This window comes from Amycolatopsis ruanii, from assembly GCF_003385175.1.
GTDB classification, from domain to species: Bacteria; Actinomycetota; Actinomycetes; order Mycobacteriales; family Pseudonocardiaceae; genus Amycolatopsis_E; species Amycolatopsis_E thermalba.
The window spans coordinates 48309-67813 of the sequence record NZ_PQHY01000007.1 but is presented as its reverse complement, the minus strand read 5'-3'; the positions used below and the strand labels follow the sequence as shown (position 1 = coordinate 67813).

Below are 19505 nucleotides of genomic sequence, written 5' to 3'. Positions count from 1 at the left end.
AAACGCATCCTTCGTGCCAGCAACCCAGCCGCAAGGAGGCGTCCGGTGAGCCAAGTCGTGACCCTGCAGGTCACCGCACGAGAACAACGCGCCGAGGGGGTGCTGGCGCTGACCCTGTCCCGCCCGGACGGCGGCCGGCTGCCGGACTGGACCCCCGGCGCGCACATCGACCTCGTGCTCCCCAACGGGGAAACCCGCCAGTACTCGCTGTGCGGCGACCGGTGGGACGCCCACCGCTACCGCATCGGCGTGCTGCGGGAACCCGCCGGACGCGGCGGTTCGGCGTACGTGCACGACCACCTGCGCGTCGGCGACCGCGTCGGCGTCGGCGGGCCGCGCAACAACTTCCCGCTCGTGCCCAGCGACCGCTACCTGTTCGTCGCGGGCGGCATCGGCATCACCCCGCTGCTGCCGATGATCCACCAGGCCGACCTGCTCGGCGCGGACTGGACACTGCTCTACGGCGGCCGCCGCCGCGCATCGATGGCCTTCACCGACGAGCTGGCCGGGTACGGCGACCGCGTCCACCTGGTGCCGGAGGACGAGCACGGCCTGCTCGACCTCGCGTCCTGGCTGGGCACCCCGCGCCCGGGCACCAGGGTCTACTGCTGCGGGCCCGCTCCCCTGCTGGCCGCCGTGGAAACCGCTTGCCAGAGCTGGCCGCCGCACTCGCTGCACGTCGAACGCTTCACCGCGCGTGAGCAGGCCCCGGTGCGGGACGAGCCGTTCGAGGTCGAGCTGCGGCGGACCGGCGCGACCGTCACCGTCACCCCGGAGGTCTCGGTGCTGGACGCGGTGCGCGGCGCGGGCGTGGACGTGCTGTCCTCGTGCCGGCAGGGCACCTGCGGCACGTGCGAAACCGGTGTGCTGGCGGGGATTCCGGACCACCGCGACTCGATCCTCGCCGACCACGAGCGCGCGGACGGCGATTGCATGTTCGTGTGCGTGTCCCGTTCCCGCACCGACCGCCTGGTCCTCGACCTGTGACCCGGAGGCCCCCAATGATCACCGACGACACCGACCCGTTCGCGCCCGAGGTCCTGGCCGAACCGGAACCCCTGCACGCGAAGCTGCGTGACGCCGGCCCGGTCGTGTACCTGAGCCGCTACGACGTCTACGCCCTCGCCCGCTACGAACACGTGCACGCCGCGCTGGTGAACTGGCAGGACTTCTCCTCCGCCGCGGGCGTCGGACTGGCCAACTTCCGCGTGGAGAAGCCGTGGCGCCCGCCGAGCCTGCTGCTCGAGGCCGACCCGCCGCACCACGACGCCCCGCGTCGTGTGCTGTCCGGGATCCTCGGCCCGCGCGCGCTGCGGAAGCTGCGTCAGGACTGGTTCGCCGCGGCCGACGACCTGGTCGACAGCGTGCTGGACACCGAACTGGACGTCGTCCCCGCGCTCGCCGAGGCGTTCCCGCTGCGCGTCTTCCCGGACGCGGTCGGCATCGGCCGCGAGGGACGCGAGAACCTGTTGCCCTACGGCAACTTCGCCTTCAACGCGTTCGGCCCGCGCAACGAGCTGGTCACCGCACTGGCCGCCGACATGCCGAAGTGGTCGGCGTGGGTGAACGAGCAGTGCGCCCGCGACCGGCTCACCGGCGACGGGTTCGGCGCGGCGATCTGGGCCGCCGCCGACCGCGGCGAGATCACCCACGAGCAGGCTCCGCTGGTGGTCCGGTCGCTGCTCACGGCCGGGGTGGACACGACGGTGCACGGGCTGGCCGCCGCGCTCTACGCCTTCGCCACGCACCCCGGCCAGTGGGACCGGCTGCGCGCGCAGCCCCAGCTGGCCCGGGCCGCCTTCGACGAGGCGGTGCGGTGGCAGTCGCCGGTGCAGACGTTCTTCCGCACCGCCACGCGGGACATGCCCATCGCGGACGTGACCGTCCCGGCCGGGCACAAGGTCCTGATGTTCCTCGGCGCCGCCAACCGGGATCCGCGCCGCTGGGCCGATCCGGACGTGTTGGACCTCGGCCGCGACCCGTCCGGCCACGTCGGGTTCGGGATGGGCCTGCACCAGTGCGTCGGCCAGCACGTCGCCCGGCTGGAGGCCGAGGCGCTGCTGACCGCGCTGGCGAAGCGGGTGCGCCGGTTCGAACTGCTCGGCCCGGGCACCCGCCACCTGAACAACACGCTGCGCGCGTGGCGGTCGCTGCCGATGCGGCTGCACCTCAGTCCGCCGCGGCGGTGAGCGACACCGGGGTGGGCCGGGTCGCGGACAGCGCCGTCCACGCGCTGGTCACCCCGACCACCGCGAACGCGCCCAGCACCAGGACGGCGACCAGCGGCCACGGCACCACCAGGACGGACTGCCCGGTGATGCGGCCGGCCGCCGACGAGATGCCGATCAGCGTCGCCGACGCGGCCAGGCCGCCCAGCACCAGGCCGATGCCGGTGACCGCGCCGGACTCGAGCACCGCGGCCCGCACCACCTGAGCGCGGGTCAGGCCGGTCACCCGCGCCACGGCGAACTCGCGGCGGCGGTCGGCGGCGGCGATCACCACGGCGTTGATCACCGCGATCAGCGCGTACAGCCCGGCCAGGCCCATGATCACGGTCATGATGCCGGTGCTGACGTCCTGCTGCTCCGAGCTGGCGGCGGCGATCCAGTCGTCCACTGTGGTCAGTTCGCCGCGGCCGGCCAGTGCGCTCGCGTCGGCGCCGGGTTCCAGTCGCACGATGGACTCGGTGGGTGCGCCTGCCAGCAGCGCGGCGGGCACGATCTCGCGCGGCACCAGGAACTCGGCGCCGCCGCCGAGGGATTCCGGCAGCTCGGCCACGACCCGCAGGTCCAGTTCGGACTCGCCGATCCGGGCGGTGACGGTGCTGCCGACCGGGGCGAAGCCGTCGGCGACGGCGATGGCGGGTCCGGTCAGGTCGGCGAGCGAGCCGCTCGCCGGGCCGCGGGTGTGGGTCGCGGCGTAGGCGGCGGGGTCGACCACGGTCGCGACGCCCTGTTCGGTGTCGGTGTCGTCGTCGGAGTAGGTGACGACCGAGACCGGCACCCGGGCCTGCGGGGACACCACGGCCACCCCGGGAACGTCCAGATCGGACGGTCCGGTGGTGGTGACGACGAGGTCGCCGCGGATGTCGGCGCGCTGCTCGATCTCGGCGCCCTTCCCGATGGTGGCGAGCGTGCCCGCCTGGGCAACCAGCAGCGCGACCAGCACGATCAGCGGGGCGGCGGTGGAGGCGCTGCGGCGGACCCCGTCGCGCAGGTTCGCCTCGGCGAGCCGTCCCAGCGGGCCGCGCAGCACCAGCCCGGCCACGCGTCCGGCCAGGGGCACGACCAGCGGGCTGAACGCGGTCAGCGCGACCGCAGCGGCGATGGCGGTGTTGATCGACAGCGCGATGGCGCCGTCGGGTGGGGCGAAGGCGGACACGATGGCCATGGCGACCGCCCCGGCCAGGAACAGCACCCCGAAGAACCAGCGGGCGCCGGTCATCACGCGGGCCGCGGCGCCGGTTTCGCGCAGGGCTTCCAGCGGGCGGACCTTCGCGGCCCGGCGGGAGGCGGCGAGCACCCCGGCGACCGAGACGCCGAGCCCGATGCCCGCGGAGACACCGAGGATCCAGTCCTGCCAGCGCGGGGTGAACGTGGGCGGGACGAACCCGAGATCGCGCAGCAGCCAGGTCTGGATCCGCATCACCAGCAGGCCGAGCGGCGCGCCGACGGCGGTGCCGAGCACCCCGAGCAGCAGGGCCTCGGACAGCAGCAGGCGGCGGACCTGGCCGCGGCCGCCGCCGACGAGCCGCAGCAGCGCCAGGTCGCGGCGGCGCTGGGCGACGGTGAAGGCGAAGGTCGAGCTGACGATGAACACCGCGAGGAACGCCGAGATGCCCAGGGTCAGCGCGAGCAGGGTGATCGCTTCGACGACCGTGCCGCCGGCGGTCGCCGCGGAAACCAGGATCAGCAGGGACGACTGGACGAGCGCGACCCCGAGGCACACGGTGAGGATCGCGCCGAGGAACAGCGTCCAGCGGTCGGTGAAGGTGTTCCAGGACAGGCGCAGCATCGTCAGGCCTCCAGGCGGGCGAGGCGGTCGGCGACCTCGCGGGCGGTCGGGGCGGCGGCGTGGCCGACGATGCGGCCGTCGCGCAGGAACACCACGGAGTCGGCGGCGGCCGCGGCGGCCGGGTCGTGGGTGACCATGACGATGCTCTGGCCCGCGGTGACGAGTTCGCGCAGCAGGCCGAGGACCTTGCGGGCCGCGGCCGAGTCGAGGGCGCCGGTGGGTTCGTCGGCGAACAGGACGCGGGGCCGGGTGACCATGGCCCGGGCGATCGCGACGCGCTGCTGCTGGCCGCCGGACAGCTCACGCGGCCGGTGCCGGCGGCGGTCGTCGAGCCCGACGGCGGCGAGCACCGCGCGGACGTCCTTCGTGGACGGTCGTGCCCCGGCGAGCTTGAGCGGGAGCGCGACGTTCTGCTCGGCGGTGAGGGAGCCGATGAGGTTGAAGCTCTGGAAGACGAAGCCGATCTCGCGGCGGCGCAGCGCGGTGAGGTCGGCGTCCCCGGCGGTGGTGATGTCCTGGCCGCCGAGCAGGACCTGCCCGCTGGTGACGCGTTCCAGGCCGGCGGCGCAGTGCAGCAAGGTGGACTTGCCGGAGCCGGAGGGCCCCATCACGGCGGTCCAGGACCCGGCCGGGAAGGCGACGCTCACGCCGTCCAGGGCGCGAACCTGCTGCGGCCCCGCGGCGTAGGTGCGGGTGACGGCGCGGAGTTCGACGGCGGGCAGCCCGTGCTGGTGATCCGCGGCGGTCAGCACGGATTCCCGAGGTGTTGTCATGGATCAAATCCCATCGCGGAACGCCTCGGCGGTCAGCGGTGCCGACCACCGGATCCGCGGTGGGGCTGGCCCTACCCCCGGCCGTCAGGCGGATCGCGGGCGCACCACCAGCACGGGACAGCCGGCGTGGTGGATCAGCGCCTGGCTCGTCGACCCCAGCACCAGCCCGCGGAACCCGCCGCGGCCGCGGCTGCCGACCACCACCAGCTGCGCGTTCCGGCTGCGGGCCAGCAACTCGTCCCGTGGGCGGTCCCGCACCACGACCCGCTCCACCCGCACGTCCGGGTACCGCTCGTGCCAGCCGGCCAGCCGCTCGGCCAGCAGGCGCTGTTGCTCGCTCTCCACCTCGGCCCAGTCGAGGTCCGGGGCGGGCAGCGGGACGCCGTAGTCGGCGTCGCTCCAGGCGTGGACCGCCACCAGCGGCACCTCCCGCCACGCGGCCTCGTCGAACGCGACCGCCAGCGCCTGCTCGCTGGTCGGGCTGCCGTCGACGCCCGCGACCACCGGGCCGCTGGCGTCCGGGCGCCGGCGCACCACCGCGACCGGGCACGACGCGTGCGCGCTCACCGACACGGCCGTCGACCCGGCGAGCATCCCGGTGAACCCGCCCCGCCCGGACGAGCCGAGCACGATCATCCGGGCCGCGCGCGAGCACTCCAGCAGCAGCGACACCGCCGGTTCCAGCGGCATCTCGGTGGACACCGGCACCTCGCCCGCCACCGCCGCCGCCTCGGCGAGCAGCTGCTGCCCGGCGCGCTGCAGCTCGTCGAAGAAGCTCTGCGGCACCGGCAGGCCGCCGTCGAACCGGCCGCCGGTGACGTCGGCCGCGTAGACCAGCCGCAGCGGCAGCTTGCGCAGTGCCGCCTCGCCCGCCGCCCACCGGACGGCGTCCAGCGCCGCCGGCGAACCGTCCACTCCGACCACGATCTCCTCCGCCATGCCTGCCACGCTACTCACGCTTGACCTCCAGCGCGGTGGAGGTTGCAGCCTGGGTCCATGCGAGTGATCGAGGTGGAGCGGTTCGGCGGTCCCGAGGTGCTGCGGGTGAAGACGGTGCCCGACCCGCACCCGGGGCCAGGGCAGGTCGTGATCGAGGTGAAGGTGGCGGGCGTGTTGTCGATCGACACGGTGATCCGCCGGGGTGAGGCCGGGCACCTGTTCCCGGTGACACCGCCGTACGTGCCCGGGGTGGGGGCGGCCGGTCAGGTCACCGAGATCGGCGAGGGGGTCGACCCGTCGTGGTGCGGGGAGTGGGTGCTGGCCGACGTCGACGGCGGCGGGTACGCCGAACAGGTGGTGGCGACGCCGGATCAGCTGATCCGCATCCCCGCCGGGGTGGGGCTGCGGGAGGCGATGGCGCTGCTGCACGACGGGTCGACGGCGCTGGCGGTGTTCGAACGGGTGGCCGTCCAGCGCGGTGAGCGGGTGCTGGTGCAGCCGGCCGGGGGTGGGCTGGGCAGCCTGCTGGTGCAGCTCGCGCACGCGGCGGGCGCATGGGTGATCGGCGCGGCGCGGGGCGCGGAGAAGCTGGAGACGGTGCGGGCGCTGGGCGCGGACGCGGTGGTGGACTACAGCGAGCCGGGGTGGGCTTCGCGGGTCGGTCCGGTGGACGTGGCGTTCGACGGCGTGGGCGGCGACCTGGGCCGGGCGGCCGCGGAGCTGGTCGTGCGCGGTGGCCGGTACTCCAGCTACGGGTGGGCCGGGGGCGCGCCCGTCGCGGTGGACGAGGTGAAGCCGGACGTGACGGCCTACGGGCTGGAGCAGCTGCACGACTACGCCCCCGGCCGCCACGACCGGGCGGAACGGATGCTGCGCCTGGCCGCCCGGGGCGCCGTGCGGACGGTCATCGGGCAGACCTTCCCGCTCACCCACGCCGCCGACGCGCACCGGGCGCTGGAAGACCGCGCCGCGAAGGGGAAGACGCTGCTGCTGATCTAGCCACGGCGGTGACGCCTGCACCGGCCGGGCTCACTCGTCGCGGTGGAACTCCGCTCGCACGCCCAGCAGCCGCACCGGGCGGGTCCACTCGAAACGGTCCAACAGGGACAGTGCGGCGCGCTCGATCTCGGCGTGGTCGCTCGTCGGCGCGGGCAGGGTGACGCTGCGGGTGTAGGTGAGGAACGGCTTGAACCGCACCTTGACCCCGATCCGCACCGCCGGGCGGCCCTCGGCCAGGACGTCCTCGGCGACCCGCGCCGCCAGCACCGACACCTGCGCCTCCACCGACGCGCGGTCCTCCAGATCCGTCTGGAAGGTCGTCTCCCGGCTGCGTGAGCGCGCCAGGTACGGCGTCGCCGTCACCTCGGTGTCGCCGGCGCCCTGGGCGAGCAGCCGGTACCACGGCCCCATCGTCGGCCCGAAGCGCGCCGCCAGCTCGTCCGGGTCGGCGGTGCCCAGGTGCCGCACGGTGGTCAGCCCCGCCGCCGCGAGCTTCTTCGCCGTCTTGCGCCCGATCCCCCACAGCGCGTCGGTCGGCCGGTCGGCCATCACCTCGACCCAGTTCGCGCGCGTCAGCCGGTAGATCCCGCCCGGCTTGGCGAACCCGGTCGCGATCTTGGCCCGCACCTTGTTGTCGCCGATCCCGACGGCGCAGGACATCCCGGTCCGCTCGGCCACCCGCTGCTTGACCTCCGCCGCCAGCGCCTCCGGATCGCCGGTCCGGGCCCCCAGGAACGCCTCGTCCCACCCGATCACCTCGACGACCACCGGGAAGGTCCGCAGCGTCGCCATCACGCGCTCCGAGACCTCTTCGTAGGCCTCCTTGTCGACCGGCAGGAACACCGCGTCCGGGCACCGCCGGGCCGCCAGCCGCAGCGGCATGCCCGACTGGATGCCGAACTCGCGGGCCTCGTACGAGGCGGTGGCCACCACGGCCCGCTCGGCCGGGTCGCCGGATCCGCCGACCACCACCGGCTTGCCGCGCAGCTCGGGGTGCCGGGCGACCTCGACCGCCGCGATGAACTGGTCCAGGTCCACGTGCAGGACCCAGTTGTCCGGGCACACGCGGTCCAGGCTAGCCGGACAGCTCGATCTCCAGCGACAGCAACCGCGAGCTCAGCCCCTTGCCGTGGGTGTCCAGCGCGAGCGACGTGGTGACCCCGCCGCCGAGCGCCTGCCGGCACCGGAACTGCAGCGCGCACAGCTTCGGCAGCGCGTACCGGACGACCTCGCCGCGCACCTGGCCGGCCAGGTGCTCCCGGACCCGCTCCGCGGTCACCTCGCGCGCCAGGTCCGCGAAGTGCCGGTCGTCGTAGGGGAACAGCGACAGGATCGACGTGTCGCCCTTGTCGCCCGCCCGGCAGTGCGCGATCTCGTGCAGCATCACCCGCACGGCGGACCTCCGAACACGGTCACCGCGGGCTCCACCCGGTCCCGGTCGATCAACGTGGACACGATCCCGATCACCTCCGTCACCGCCGTCCGGACGCCCCCGCCGCCGGCCGGCCCGTTCGTGTAGAGCGCCTCCACCTCGTGGCAGACGACCTCGGCCCCGGCCCGGTCCGCGGCCGACGCGGCGACCCGCAACCGGCACTCCGGCGACCCCTCCGCGCCGAGCACGTCGGCCCGGACCCGCACCGGCGCGCCCGCGAGCCGCCGCGCGACCACCTCCCCGGCCAGCTCGGCGCGGGCCCGGGCGCCCGGACCCTGGTAGGAGATCCCGGCCTCGGCCCGCCACCCGGCGCGGTAGCCGACGCTGACCTTCAACCGCTCGGGCCGCGCCCGGCCGGCCGCGCCGCGCACCGCCGAGCCGTCCGGCCCGGTCTCGGTGACCGTCACCTCGCGCAGGTCGAGCGTGACGTCCGGGGTCAGGTAGGCGGTGGGGTCGGTGACCTCGTAGAGCAGCTGTTCCCGCACCGTCGCCCGCGACACCAGGCCGCCGGTGCCTGCCGGCTTGGACACCTCGACACCGCCGTCGGCACGCACGTCGGCGAACGGGAAACCCAGCTCGGCCAGGCCGGGCACGTCCTTGCGGCCGGGGTCGGCGAAGTAGCCGCCGGTGAGCTGGCCGGCGCACTCCAGCAGGTGCCCGGCCACGGTCCCGGCCGCCATCGCCGCCGGATCGCGCAGGTCCCAGCCGAGCCGCTGGGCCAGGGGCGCGGTGAACAGCGACGGATCGGCGACCCGGCCGGTGAGCACCACCTGGGCGCCGGTGTCCAGCGCGGGCAGGATCTGCTCGGCGCCGAGGTAGGCGTTGGCGGAGACGAGCTCACCGTGCGCGGCGAGCGGACGGCCGGTCTCCAGGGCGGGGGCGGCCGGGTCGATCCGGTCGAGCACGTCGTCCCCGGTCAGCACCGCGACACCCAGCCCGAGCCCGAGGCGGTCGGCCAGATCCGCGGTCACCCGGCCGGCGGCGAGGGGGTTCGCCGCGCCCATGTTGGTGATCACCCGCACGCCGCGGGCGGCGGTGATCGGCAGCAGCCGTTCGAACCGGGCCACCAGCCGCGGATCGTAACCGGCTGACGGGTCGGCCAGCCGGCGCTGCTGGCCGAGCGCGATCGTCCGTTCCGCCAGGCACTCCAGCACGAGGTCGGCCAGGTCCCCGTCGCGGGCGAGCGCCTCCGCGGGCTCGAACCGGTCCCCGGCGAACCCCGCTCCCCCACCGATCCGCACGCAGTTCATGCACTCCCCTGGATCGCGCCCGTGACAAGGGCGACGGCGGTCATGACGACAGTCGTGCCGAACGCCCACTTGAAGACGAACCGCTGGTGCTCGCCCAGATCCACGCCCGCCAAGCCGAGCAGGATGAACGTGGACGCGGTCAGCGGGCTGAGCGGGAACCCGGTGGTCATCTGCCCGAGCAGCGCGGCGCGGGCGATCTCCGCCGGATCACCGCCGAGCGCCGCGCTCGTCTCGGCGAGCACCGGCATCACCCCGAAGTAGTAGGCGTCCGGGGTGAACACCAGGCTCAGCGGCATCCCGGTCACCGCCGTGAGCACGGGCAGCGCGCCACCGGCCCAGTCCGGCACGACGCCCACCAGCGCACGCGCCATCGCCTCGATCATCCCGGTGCCGGACAGGACGCCGGTGAACACCCCGGCGGCGAAGATCATCGTGGTCACCAGCACCACGTTGTGCCCGTGCCGCTCGAACAGCTCCTGCTGCCGGCTCCACTTCGGACGGTTGACCAGCAGGGCGAGCACGAACGCGCCGACGAACAGCACCTCCAGCTTCGCCACCTGGGCCAGCAGGGCGGCGACCAGGGCGAGGGTCAGCACGACGTTGGCCCAGTACCGCACGCGATCGGCGCGGGTGCGCTCCACCGAAGCGGCCGGGATCTCACCGTCGAGGTCGAGCACGCCGATCCGCCTGCGCTCGGCGCGGCCGATCAGCCACGCGGCGAGGAGCACCCAGGCGATCCCGGCCAGCATCGCGGGCAGCAGCGGCAGGAAGATCCGCCCGCTGTCGGCGTTCAGCGCCGCCATCGCCCGCGCGGTCGGGCCGCCCCACGGGACCAGGTTCATCACGCCGGCGCCGAGGGCGACGACCCCGGCGAGCACCAGCCGCCGCATCCCGAGCCGCTGGTACAGCGGGAGCAGCGCGGACACGGTGATCAGGAACGTCGAGGCGCCGTCGCCGTCGAGGGCGACCAGCACGGTGAGCGCGGCGGTGCCGACCGTGATCTTCAGCGGATCGCCCTTCGCCCACCGCAGGATCCGCCGCACGGCCGGGTCGAACAGGCCGGCGTCGATCATCAGGCAGAAGTACAGGACCGCGAAGGTGATCATGATCGCGACCGGGGCGACGGTGGTGAGCCCCTTGCCGATCAGCTCGCCCAGACGCGGGGCCGCGCCCACGGCGAGCGCGGCCACCACCGGAACCACGGTGAGCGCCAGCAGGACCGAGACGCGGCGCGAGAGCACCCCGGCGAGGAACATGCCGATCGTCAGAAAGCCCGCCAGGGCAAGCATCTCGGAGACCTCCAGTGCGCTGTCGACGATGACGCCTGCCGACTCTGCGGCATCACAGCTATCGAGGTCAAACAAGAGTTCCGCATAGACTCATGCGTCATGCGCATGGATCTGACGGTGCAGCAGCTCCGGGCCGTGGTCGAGGTGGCCGACGCCGGCGGGTTCACCACGGCCGCCCAGCGGCTGCACCTGGCCCAGGTCGTCGCTGAGCCGCACGGTCGCCGAGGTCGAACGCAAGGTGGGCGTGCCGCTGTTCGAGCGCACCACCCGGCGGCTGGTGCCCACCGCCGAGGGCGTGGAGTTCACCCGGATCGCCCGGGAGGTCCTGGCCTCGTTCGACGCCGGGCTGCGGCACTTCACCGGATTCCTCGCCGGCACGCGCGGGCACGTCCGGGTGGCGACCCTGCCGTCGCTGGCCGCGATCCTGCTGCCGCCGGTGATCGCCCGCTACCGGCGGGAGCTGCCGGACGTCGAACTGTCCATCGAGGACTGCCTGTCCGACGAGGTGCTCACCCGGGTCCGCTCCGGCGCGGTGGACCTCGCGGTCACGGTCGCCGGCGAGCCGCCCGGCGACCTGGAGGTGCGGCCGCTGGCGGCCGACGAGTGCTGCTGCGTCTTCCCGCCCGGCCACCCCTTCGCGGACGCGGAAACGCTGACCTGGCAGGACATCTCCGGTGAGCCGTTCATCGCGTTCTCCCCCGGCAGCAGCATCCGGCCGCTGGTGGACCACGCGCTCGCCGGGGCCGGGGTCGTGCCCGGCCGCACCATCGAGGCACGCAACATCGCCGCCGTCGCCGGGCTCGCCGCGGCCGGGCTGGGCGTGTCCGCGATCCCCGGCCTGGTGCTGCCGCTGGTCGCCTTCGCCGGGCTGCGCCACCGGCCGCTGGACGGGCCGCGCGCCGAGCGCACGATCGCCCTGGTGCGCGACCCGTCCAGGCCGCGGCCGCCGGCCGTCGCCGCGTTCACCGAAGCCCTGCTGCGGGCCCGGGACCGCGGCGACGGCCTGCCGGATCACGCGCGCTGGCTCACCCGCCGTGGCAGTGGCCCTGCGCCGAGGGCGGCACGTCCAGCGTCGGGTTCCGGTCGAAGAAACCGACCGGCTTCAGCTTGAACCCGGTGTAGTCCACGGGCATCACCGGCCAGTCCTCCGGGCGCGGGAAGTGCGTCAGCCCGAAGGTGTGCCACAGCACGATGTCCTCGCCGTCGATGTCCCGGTCGGCCGCCGTCCACGCGGGCAGCCCGGCGCCGCCGGGGTTCTGGTTCACCAGGTCCCCGGCCGGATAACGCTCGGCGGCGTCGTAGCGGGTCACCCACAGGTGCTTCGTCGCGAACGTCGCCCGCGCGTGCACCGACGACGACTCGTCCGCCAGCAGCGTCGGCTGCCCCTCCGGGTACAGCACGTACGCCGGGTTGCGGCCGAAGCGGTTCCGCCGCTCCGGGTTGACGATGTGCCACACCCGGCCACGGGTGTTGTCGGCGGCACGCGCCGCCTCCGACTCCCGGGTCAGCCGCGTGCGGGCCTCGCGGAAGGCGTTGCCGTACGGGTTGGCCTCGCTCACCGGCACCCGCACCGCGTCGACCTCGTCCACCGCGTTGCGGTCACCGTCGACGCTGACGTCCAGCCGCGCGCAGAACAGGTGCTGGTGGTAGGGCGCGCCCAGGCCGGGCGCCATCTCGGTCGCGTACTCGTGCCCCTCCGCCGGGTAGGCCGAGGTGAACGTGATGCCGGTGGCCTTCGCCTCCAGCTCGATCGTGCCGTCGAGGTAGAAGTACCAGTAGAAGCCGTAGTCGTAGTTGCCGATCGTGGTGAAGAACGACACCACCAGCCGCCGCTGCCGCCGCGTCTCGTGCGAGCCGGCGAACATGTCGCTGTGCTTCCACAGCACGCCGAAGTCCTCTTCGTGCATGCAGATCGCGTTGCGGATGGTGCGCGGCTCGCCGAGGTCGTCGGCCACCACGGCGTCGAAGTAGCGGATCTCGCCCAGGCAGTCGCAGCCCAGCTCCAGCGAGTTGGTGTAGCGGGCGAACATGTACTCGCCGCAGTCGAAGTAGTTCTGCCAGAACCGCACCGGCGACGGGTCGGCGTAGGGCACCACCATCTCGGCCACCGACGCCCGGTACAGCACCGGCCGCTCGTGGAACGCGATCTGGTGCAGGGTCAGGCCTTCCCGCTCGTTGAAGCCCAGCCGCAGGTCCCAGTTCTCCCACCGCACCCGGCTGCCCTCGACCGTGAAGCTCGGGCCCTCGGGCTGGGTGATCTCGATCGGCTTGAGCGTGGTGCGGTGCGGCCCGGTCTGCGCCGGGTCGTCGAAGTTGCCCGGCTCGGCCGGCACCGGCAGGTCCCGGTGGTCGATCACCCGCGTCACCGCGCGGGCGGTCAGGTCGACGTAGGCGACCAGCCCGTCCACCGGGTGCGCCCACGGGTGGTCCTTGGCGTGCAGCTGCTGGAAGCCCAGCGCCCGCACCACGCGCCGCCCGGTCTCCTCCGGGTGGTCGTAGGCGCCCGCGGACAGCGGCACCGCGCGCACCGTGGCGGGGTCGAGGCCGCGCCTGCGCAGCGCCTCGGTCCACCGCGGTTCGGCGTTCAGGATGTCCTCGATCAGCTCGAACTCGGTGTCGATGATCGGCGGCTGGCCGTCGGTGACCGGGTCGATCTCCCGCAGCTCGTCCACAGTGGACCGGGTGACCGACACGACCACGTCCGTCGACGTGCCGTCGGCCAGGTCGAGCAGGATCGCCCGGAACCGGCGGTCCACGTCGTCGCCCCGCTGGCGGGCGCGCACCGCCGCCTTGTCCGGCTCCTCCAGCGCGAGGAAGGCGAACCGGGCGGATTCGCCCAGCAGCCCGGCGGCGGCGAGGATCTCGCGGACGGCGCGCACCTCCCCGGCGGTCATCGGGTCCAGCGGGTGCGCGGTGGTGATGCGTTCTTCGGCGAGTGTCATCGGCGATCCTTTCAGGCGAGGGCGGGTTCGGTGGCGGGCGAGCGCAGGACGGCCGAGAGCACGGCGCCGAGGGCGAACGCTCCGGCGAGCACGGCGAAGATGACGGCGGCCAGGCCGGACGAGCCGCCGATGAGCGTCGGGAAGTTGAGCACGGTCAGCACCAGGCACGTGCCCAGCCCGGCCAGGCCGAGCACCGGCGCGGCGAACGTGTGCCAGGCGCGCCGGTCCACCCGCGTGCGGCGGAAGAACACCACCACAGCCAAGCACGTCAGCGTCATCAGCACGAGCACGCCGAGGGTCGCGGTGCCGGCCATCCACGAGAACACCTGGGTCACCGGGTCCATCCCGGCCAGGGCGAACACCGCGATCAGCGCGACCGCGCTCGCCGACTGCGCCAGCGACGCGACGTGCGGCGAACCGTGGCGGGCGTGGCTGCGGCCGCACGCGGCGGGCAGCGCCCCGGAGTTGCCGAGCGAGAACGCGTACCGGGCGAGGACGTTGTGGAACGACAGCAGCGCGGCGAACAGGCTCGTGACCAGCAGGACCTGCACCACGTCGGCGCCGGCGGTGCCCAGGTAGCGGCCGACCGTGGTGATCAGCATGCCGCCCGGGTCGGCACCGGCCTGCTCGACCGCGCCCGCATCCCCCCACGCGGACACGACCGCCCAGCTGGACAGCGTGTAGAACCCGGCGATGAGCAGCAGCGACAGGTAGGTGGCGCGCGGGATCGTGCGGGCCGGGTCGCGGGCCTCGTCCCGGAAGACCGCGGTGGCCTCGAACCCGATGAAGCTCGCGATGGCGAACATGATCGCGATGCCCACCGAGCCGGAACCGATCTGCGCGGGCTGCAGGAACGCCGTGGACAGCCCGCCGTCCCCGCCGCGCACGGTGACGACCGCGTCGAAGACCAGCACGATCCCGGCCTCGCACAGCAGCAGCACGCCGAGCACCTTGCTGCTCAGGTCGATGTGCCGGTAGCCGAGCACGCCGACCACCTCGTGCCCGGCCAGCGACCACACCCACCACGGCAGCGCGGGACCGCCGTAGTGCTGGACCAGGCCGTCCAGGGCAGCGCCGAGGTAGCCGTAGACGGCCAGCTGCACCGCGGTGTAGGTGACCAGGGCGAGGAACGCCGCGCCGAGGCCGGGCGCGCGGCCCAGGCCCTCGCGGATGTAGGCGTAGAACGCCCCGGCGTTGGGCACGTGACGGCTCATCGCGCAGAACCCCACCGCGAACAGCAGCAGGACCACGCAGCACAGCACGAAGGTGGCGGGGAAGGCGGCGCCGTTGCCGAGCGCGACGCCCAGCGGCACGCTGCCGGCGACGACGGTGAGCGGCGCGGCGGCCGCGACGACCATGAAGACGATGGAGCCGGCGCCCAGTGAACCGGTCAGCGACCGTGGCGTATCCATGAGACCTCCGGGGGCTCATCGGGGATTTCCGGTGACGGCTGCACAGCGTTGAGCAGCAACGTTGCGCCGCCGTCAGCCCCGGGTCAAACCCCGGTCTCCGGCACCGGGAACTCCCGCGGCGGCGTTCTCCCAACGCGGGAACGGGCCGGGGAAAATTCTCATTCGGCGTCACGAGGCGTGTGCCGCGGCGTGACCCCGGAGTTACAGTGCCAGGCTACCGTCCACAGAGGAGGAAGAGCCGGATGTCCCTGCCACCCCGGGTGCTGCCGCCGCTGCGGCGTGAGTCCCCGATGTCCGGGCTCGACCGCCGTAACCTCGGCCCGCTCCAGGTGTTCGCGCAGTCGATCTCGGCGGCGGCGCCGTCGGCGGCGATGGCGGCCGCGCCCGCGGTCGCCGCGGCCGGAGCCGGCACCGGGGTGCTGTGGTCGTTCGTCGTGGCGACCGTGCTCGCGCTGCTCATCGGCCTGGGCATCGCCCAGTTCACGCGCCGCATGGCCGCGGCCGGGTCGCTGTACAGCCTGACCGCGAAGGGGCTCGGCCCGGTCGCGGCCTTCGCGTGCGGCTGCGCGCTGCTGGTCGGCTACGGCCTGCTGACCATGGCCGCGCTCACCGGGTCCGGCGTCTACCTGCAGGACCTGCTGCGGCGGGCCGGGGCGGACCCGGGCTGGGGCCTGGTGGCGGTGCTGGTACTCGTGCTGGGCGCGCTGGCCACGGCGTGCGTGCTGCGGGGCGTGCGGTTGTCGGCCACGGTCGTGCTCGTCACCGAGGCGGTGTCGATCTCGCTGATGCTGGTGGTGTTCGGGCTGCTGCTGGCCCGCGTCGGGCCGGAGCTGGCGCCCGCCGCGCCGGACCGCGGCGTCGGCGGGATCGCGGCCGGGGTGCTGCCCGCGCTGGGCGCGTTCATCGGCTTCGAGGCGGCCGCGTCGTTCGGGGTGGAGGCCCGGCGGCCGTTCCGCACGGTGCCGCGCGCGGTGCAGGGCACGGCGGCGCTGTGCGGGGTGCTGTACCTGGTGGCGGCGTACACCCAGGTCGTCGGGCTGGGGGAGCTGCCGGGCGGGCTGGCGGGGCAGGCCGAGCCGGTGAGCACGCTGGCCGCGCGGCAGCAGCTGCCGTGGCTGTCCTACCTGCTGGACCTGGGCATCGCGGCGTCGTTCCTGGCGTGCACGCTGGCGACCGGCAGCGCGCTGGTGCGGGTGCTGCTGTCGATGGGGCGCGAAGGTGTGGCCCCGGCGGCGCTGGGCCGGACGCACCCGCGGTACCGGACGCCGCACGTGGCGATCCTGGCGGTGCTCCCGCCGGTCGCGGTGGTGCCGGTGGTGCTGATGGCGGCCGGGATGAGCACCACGTCGGTGTTCGTCACGCTGCTCAACGTCGCGGTGTTCGGGTACCTGGTGGCGTACTTGCTGGTGTGCGTGGCGGCGCCGGTGTTCCTGTACCGGATCGGCGAGCTGACGCGCGGGGTGCTGGTGGTCAGCGCGATCACCGCGCCCGCCCTGCTGGCGGCGCTGGTGGTGTTCACGGCGGACAACCTGGGCGGGCCGTACCCGGCGGTGTTCGGGCTGTTCGCGCTCGGCGGCCTGGCGTGGTTCGCCTGGTTGCGGCGACGGCGGCCGCGGCAGCTGGCGCGGATCGGCATCTACGACGAGACCTCCGAGGCCGATCTGCTGGGCGGTGCGCGGTGAGCCCGGAGACGCCGCTGTCGGGCCGCCAGCCGAAGGCGGTCCGCAGCGCGCTGGCCGTGCTGGAGGAGGTCGTGGCGTCCGGGCCGGGCGTGACGGCGAAGGAGATCTCGGCCGCGCTGAAACTGCCGCCGGCAACGACCTATCGGCTGCTGAACCTGCTGGTCGGCGAGGAGTACCTGGTGCGGTTGCCGGACCTGCGGGGGTTCGCGCTGGGCCGCCGCGCCGGACGGCTGGCGATGCCGGTGACGGAGCAGGCGCCCGCGGCGGCGCGGGCGATCGTGGAGCACCTGCGGCAGCGGGTGCGGTGGGGCGTGCACCTGGCGTCCTACCGGACGGGGCGGCTGACGCTGGCCGACCCGGACCCCGACCACCCGCCGTCGGACGGGGCGCTGCTCGCGCGGTACCCGCACGTGTCCGCGCTGGGCAAGCTGCTGCTGGCCGAGCAGGCCGACTGGCGGGCGGTGGTGCGGGAGCTGCGGTCGTTCACCGAGCGCACGATCGTCGACGCCGACCGGCTGGACGCCGAGCTGGCGGAGGTGGCGCGCAGCGGGATGGCGCGGCAGTGCGGTGAGCTGCTGGAGCGCAAGGGGTGCCTGGCGGCGGCGATCCGGGACGTGGTGACCGGCGAGCTGGTCGCCGGGCTGGCGGTGAGCGGCCCGGCGGAGCGGGTCGCCGAGCCGAACGCCGAGCTGGTGGCGCTGGTGCGCGACCACGCCGGGCAGCTGGCGCCGCTTCTGGCGTGAGCGATGTCGAGAACGCGGGGCCGGGTCCGTCCCTGGCGTGACACACCCCGAACCGGAGGAGACGGACATGGATGTCACCGCTGAACTGGCCAAGCCGATCGCGCGGGAGCTGCTGCGTTCGGACATCCCGGCGAGGCTGGCCTACGACGGGCTGGACGGTGTGCCGCGGGTGATCCCGATCGGCTTCTGGTGGGACGGTGAGCACCTGGTGATGGCGACCCTGCCGGCGTCGGCGAAGGTGGCGGCCCTGCGACGCAACCCGCGCGTGGCGATCACCATCGACCGCATGGCCCCGTGGCCCCCGCGCGTGCTGCTGATCCGCGGCACGGCGCGCCTGGAGCTGGTCGGCGGGGTGCCGGAGGCCTACATCGAGGCGTCCCGGAAGGTGACGCCCGCCGAGGTGTTCGAGTCCTGGGAGCAGAGCGTGCGCGCGCTGTACGAGCAGATGGTGGTCATCACGGTCACCCCGGACTGGGCGAAGCTGCTGGACTTCGAGACGACCCTGCCCAAGGCGGTCGAGGACCTGATCCGGGCGCGGAGTGCCGGCCCCGCCTAGGCTCGAACCGTGCGGATCGTGTCGTTGTTGCCCGCCGCGACGGACCTCGTGGCCGAGCTGGGGCTGCTCGGGGACCTCGTCGGCCGGACGCACGAATGCGACTGGCCGCCGGGCATCGAGGACGTGCCCGTCGTGACCGGCAGCGGTCTGGACACCACGATGAGCAGCCGCGAGATCTCCCAGGCCGTCGGGGGCGCGCACGCCGGCTCCGCGCTCTACGCCCTCGACGCGGCGAAACTCGCCGAGCTGCGGCCCGACGTCGTGCTCACCCAGGACCTGTGCGACCTCTGCGCGGTCTCCTACCGCCACGTCTCCGGCACCCTGCGCCTGATGGACGCCGGCCCCCGGGTGCTCAGCCTGGAACCCCGCACCCTGCCCGAGGTCCTGGACTGCGTGCGCCAGGTCGGCGACGTCCTCGGCGTGCCGGAGGTCGCCCGCGCCAAGCACGAGGAACTCCGCGCCCGCCTGGCGACCCTCCAGGAGCGGACCCGGCGCCTGCCCCGGCCGCGCGTCGCCGCGATCGAGTGGCTCGATCCGCTCTGGCCGGCCGGTCACTGGGTGCCCGAGCAGATCACCGCCGCCGGCGGGGAGCCCCTGCTCGCGCGCCCCGGCGAACACACGAAAGCCATCAGCTGGGCCGAACTGACCGCCGCCCGGCCGGACGTCCTCCTGCTGCTCCCCTGCGGCCTGCCGCCGGACCGCACCGAAGCCGAACTCGGCCTGCTCACCGGCCGCCCCGGCTGGAGCGACCTGCCCGCCGTGCGCGGCGGCCGGGTGTGGATCCTCGACGGCCCGTCCTACTTCAACCGTCCCGGCCCGCGCGTCGTGCGCGGCGCCGAAATCCTCGCCCACGTGCTGCACGGCATCGGGACCGTCGAGCCGGATCAGGCGAGGCGCACCTCGATCTCCGGTGGCGTCCGCAACGTCTGATACACCACGCAGTACCGCTCGGTGAGCTTGCGCAGCGTCGCCAGCTCGTCGGCGGAGGCGTCGGTGTCCAGGTCGAAGGACAGCCGGATCGACCGGAACCCGACCGGCGCCGTCTTGTCGACCCCGAGCGTGCCGCGGAAGTCCAGGTCGCCCTCGGCGCGCACGGTCCCGCCGCGGATCTCCAGCCCCAGCGACGTCGCGACCGCCCGCAGTGTCACCCCGGAGCACGCCACCAGGGCCTCCAGCAGCATGTCGCCGGAGCAGGCGAGGCTGCCGTCCCCGCCGGTGGCCGGGTGCAGGCCCGCCTCGACCACCGCCCGGCCGGTCTCGACCTTGCACGAGATGCCCAGGCCGTCCAGTTCCGCGTTGGCGCGCAAGGTGATCAGCGCCCGTGACGGGTCCTCCCGGTAGCGCTCCTTGAGCGGCGCCTGCAGTTCCCTGAGTTCGGTCGCGTCCATGCCGCCAGTATGGCCGCGTGAACGGGGTCACGCCGGTGTCAAGGCCGGATCAAGACCGCGCCCGCGCGAGTCATGGCCGCGTCAGC

The 19505-nt window shown here is 74.2% G+C and carries 17 protein-coding genes and 1 pseudogene; 8 read left to right on the top strand and 10 right to left on the bottom strand.

Translation table 11 applies throughout. From position 1 onward, the window contains the following. Positions 1 to 57 precede the first annotated feature (57 nt). A complete protein-coding gene (locus D0D28_RS05820) occupies positions 58 to 987 on the top strand; it encodes a PDR/VanB family oxidoreductase (protein WP_094008649.1) in 930 nt (309 codons plus the stop codon). Between the two features lie 14 nt (positions 988 to 1001). After that, the gene (locus tag D0D28_RS05815) at positions 1002 to 2189 is read left to right on the top strand and encodes a cytochrome P450 (RefSeq protein WP_116109977.1); all 1188 of its coding nucleotides are present in this window, start codon (positions 1002 to 1004) and stop codon (positions 2187 to 2189) included. Here D0D28_RS05815 and D0D28_RS05810 read toward each other — a convergent pair. The 3 genes from D0D28_RS05810 to D0D28_RS05800 form a co-directional block, all read right to left on the bottom strand. Further along, positions 2170 to 4014: an FtsX-like permease family protein gene (locus tag D0D28_RS05810; RefSeq protein ID WP_116109976.1), complete on the bottom strand. Its 1845-nt coding sequence runs from the start codon at positions 4012 to 4014 to the stop codon at positions 2170 to 2172. The genes D0D28_RS05815 and D0D28_RS05810 overlap by 20 nt on opposite strands. A 2-nt stretch (positions 4015 to 4016) precedes the next feature. After that, entirely contained in the window at positions 4017 to 4787 is a 771-nt protein-coding gene (locus tag D0D28_RS05805; RefSeq protein ID WP_116109975.1) for an ABC transporter ATP-binding protein, read from the bottom strand. A gap of 84 nt (positions 4788 to 4871) precedes the next feature. Then, positions 4872 to 5726: a universal stress protein gene (locus D0D28_RS05800; RefSeq protein ID WP_116109974.1), complete on the bottom strand. Its 855-nt coding sequence runs from the start codon at positions 5724 to 5726 to the stop codon at positions 4872 to 4874. A gap of 57 nt (positions 5727 to 5783) precedes the next feature. Between D0D28_RS05800 and D0D28_RS05795 the strand changes: the two genes are divergently transcribed. Beyond that, positions 5784 to 6725, top strand: coding sequence for a zinc-binding dehydrogenase (locus D0D28_RS05795; RefSeq protein WP_116109973.1), 942 nt, complete (start codon positions 5784 to 5786; stop codon positions 6723 to 6725). A 30-nt stretch (positions 6726 to 6755) separates the two neighbouring features. Here D0D28_RS05795 and D0D28_RS05790 read toward each other — a convergent pair whose 3' ends face one another. From D0D28_RS05790 to D0D28_RS05775, 4 genes are read right to left on the bottom strand one after another with little or no spacing between them, the layout of a single operon-like run. Continuing rightward, complete coding sequence (locus D0D28_RS05790) at positions 6756 to 7790, bottom strand: DNA polymerase IV (RefSeq protein ID WP_094008655.1); 1035 nt, start codon at positions 7788 to 7790, stop codon at positions 6756 to 6758. A gap of 10 nt (positions 7791 to 7800) precedes the next feature. Further along, positions 7801 to 8109: an AtuA-related protein gene (locus D0D28_RS05785; RefSeq protein ID WP_233157519.1), complete on the bottom strand. Its 309-nt coding sequence runs from the start codon at positions 8107 to 8109 to the stop codon at positions 7801 to 7803. After that, on the bottom strand, positions 8109 to 9407 hold the full coding sequence (locus D0D28_RS05780; RefSeq protein ID WP_116109972.1) for an acyclic terpene utilization AtuA family protein: 1299 nt from the start codon (positions 9405 to 9407) through the stop codon (positions 8109 to 8111). Before D0D28_RS05780 ends, D0D28_RS05785 begins: the two co-directional genes overlap by 1 nt. Continuing rightward, the gene (locus D0D28_RS05775) at positions 9404 to 10696 is read right to left on the bottom strand and encodes a CitMHS family transporter (RefSeq protein WP_116109971.1); all 1293 of its coding nucleotides are present in this window, start codon (positions 10694 to 10696) and stop codon (positions 9404 to 9406) included. The genes D0D28_RS05780 and D0D28_RS05775 overlap by 4 nt, the downstream gene beginning before the upstream one ends. Before the next feature lie 99 nt (positions 10697 to 10795). On the opposite strand from D0D28_RS05775, the pseudogene D0D28_RS05770 reads away from it, so the two are divergent. Continuing rightward, a pseudogene (locus D0D28_RS05770) lies at positions 10796 to 11807 on the top strand (LysR family transcriptional regulator). On the opposite strand, the gene D0D28_RS05765 reads toward D0D28_RS05770, so the two are convergent. Next, a complete protein-coding gene (locus tag D0D28_RS05765; protein WP_116109970.1) occupies positions 11722 to 13638 on the bottom strand; it encodes a primary-amine oxidase in 1917 nt (638 codons plus the stop codon). The pseudogene D0D28_RS05770 and the gene D0D28_RS05765 sit on opposite strands and share 86 nt — an antisense overlap. An 11-nt stretch (positions 13639 to 13649) precedes the next feature. After that, positions 13650 to 15050, bottom strand: a complete 1401-nt coding sequence (locus D0D28_RS05760; RefSeq protein WP_116109969.1) for an APC family permease — start codon at positions 15048 to 15050, stop codon at positions 13650 to 13652. Positions 15051 to 15292: 242 nt separating this feature from the next. Between D0D28_RS05760 and D0D28_RS05755 the strand changes: the two genes are divergently transcribed. The 4 genes from D0D28_RS05755 (at position 15293) to D0D28_RS05740 (ending at position 18961) form a co-directional block, all read left to right on the top strand. Then, entirely contained in the window at positions 15293 to 16732 is a 1440-nt protein-coding gene (locus D0D28_RS05755; protein ID WP_116109968.1) for an APC family permease, read from the top strand. Then, complete coding sequence (locus tag D0D28_RS05750; protein WP_116109967.1) at positions 16729 to 17475, top strand: IclR family transcriptional regulator; 747 nt, start codon at positions 16729 to 16731, stop codon at positions 17473 to 17475. The genes D0D28_RS05755 and D0D28_RS05750 overlap by 4 nt, the downstream gene beginning before the upstream one ends. 67 nt (positions 17476 to 17542) lie before the next feature. Then, positions 17543 to 18031, top strand: a complete 489-nt coding sequence (locus D0D28_RS05745; protein ID WP_094008664.1) for a pyridoxamine 5'-phosphate oxidase family protein — start codon at positions 17543 to 17545, stop codon at positions 18029 to 18031. A gap of 9 nt (positions 18032 to 18040) precedes the next feature. Then, a complete protein-coding gene (locus D0D28_RS05740) occupies positions 18041 to 18961 on the top strand; it encodes a cobalamin-binding protein (protein WP_094008665.1) in 921 nt (306 codons plus the stop codon). Here D0D28_RS05740 and D0D28_RS05735 read toward each other — a convergent pair. After that, complete coding sequence (locus D0D28_RS05735; RefSeq protein ID WP_094008666.1) at positions 18916 to 19419, bottom strand: OsmC family protein; 504 nt, start codon at positions 19417 to 19419, stop codon at positions 18916 to 18918. The two genes, D0D28_RS05740 and D0D28_RS05735, sit on opposite strands and share 46 nt — an antisense overlap. Positions 19420 to 19505: the final 86 nt, after the last annotated feature.

What these genes read in the sequence shown, in the direction of transcription:
- D0D28_RS05760 (WP_116109969.1), bottom strand. Translation starts at nt 15,050, where the DNA reads ATGGATACGCCACGGTCGCTGACCGGTTCACTGGGCGCCGGCTCCATC.
- D0D28_RS05800 (WP_116109974.1), bottom strand. Translation starts at nt 5,726, where the DNA reads ATGGCGGAGGAGATCGTGGTCGGAGTGGACGGTTCGCCGGCGGCGCTG.
- D0D28_RS05745 (WP_094008664.1), top strand. Translation starts at nt 17,543, where the DNA reads ATGGATGTCACCGCTGAACTGGCCAAGCCGATCGCGCGGGAGCTGCTG.
- D0D28_RS05815 (WP_116109977.1), top strand. Translation starts at nt 1,002, where the DNA reads ATGATCACCGACGACACCGACCCGTTCGCGCCCGAGGTCCTGGCCGAA.
- D0D28_RS05775 (WP_116109971.1), bottom strand. Translation starts at nt 10,696, where the DNA reads ATGCTTGCCCTGGCGGGCTTTCTGACGATCGGCATGTTCCTCGCCGGG.
- D0D28_RS05810 (WP_116109976.1), bottom strand. Translation starts at nt 4,014, where the DNA reads ATGCTGCGCCTGTCCTGGAACACCTTCACCGACCGCTGGACGCTGTTC.
- D0D28_RS05805 (WP_116109975.1), bottom strand. Translation starts at nt 4,787, where the DNA reads ATGACAACACCTCGGGAATCCGTGCTGACCGCCGCGGATCACCAGCAC.
- D0D28_RS05785 (WP_233157519.1), bottom strand. Translation starts at nt 8,109, where the DNA reads ATGCTGCACGAGATCGCGCACTGCCGGGCGGGCGACAAGGGCGACACG.
- D0D28_RS05755 (WP_116109968.1), top strand. Translation starts at nt 15,293, where the DNA reads ATGTCCCTGCCACCCCGGGTGCTGCCGCCGCTGCGGCGTGAGTCCCCG.
- D0D28_RS05735 (WP_094008666.1), bottom strand. Translation starts at nt 19,419, where the DNA reads ATGGACGCGACCGAACTCAGGGAACTGCAGGCGCCGCTCAAGGAGCGC.
- D0D28_RS05780 (WP_116109972.1), bottom strand. Translation starts at nt 9,407, where the DNA reads ATGAACTGCGTGCGGATCGGTGGGGGAGCGGGGTTCGCCGGGGACCGG.
- D0D28_RS05765 (WP_116109970.1), bottom strand. Translation starts at nt 13,638, where the DNA reads ATGACACTCGCCGAAGAACGCATCACCACCGCGCACCCGCTGGACCCG.
- D0D28_RS05795 (WP_116109973.1), top strand. Translation starts at nt 5,784, where the DNA reads ATGCGAGTGATCGAGGTGGAGCGGTTCGGCGGTCCCGAGGTGCTGCGG.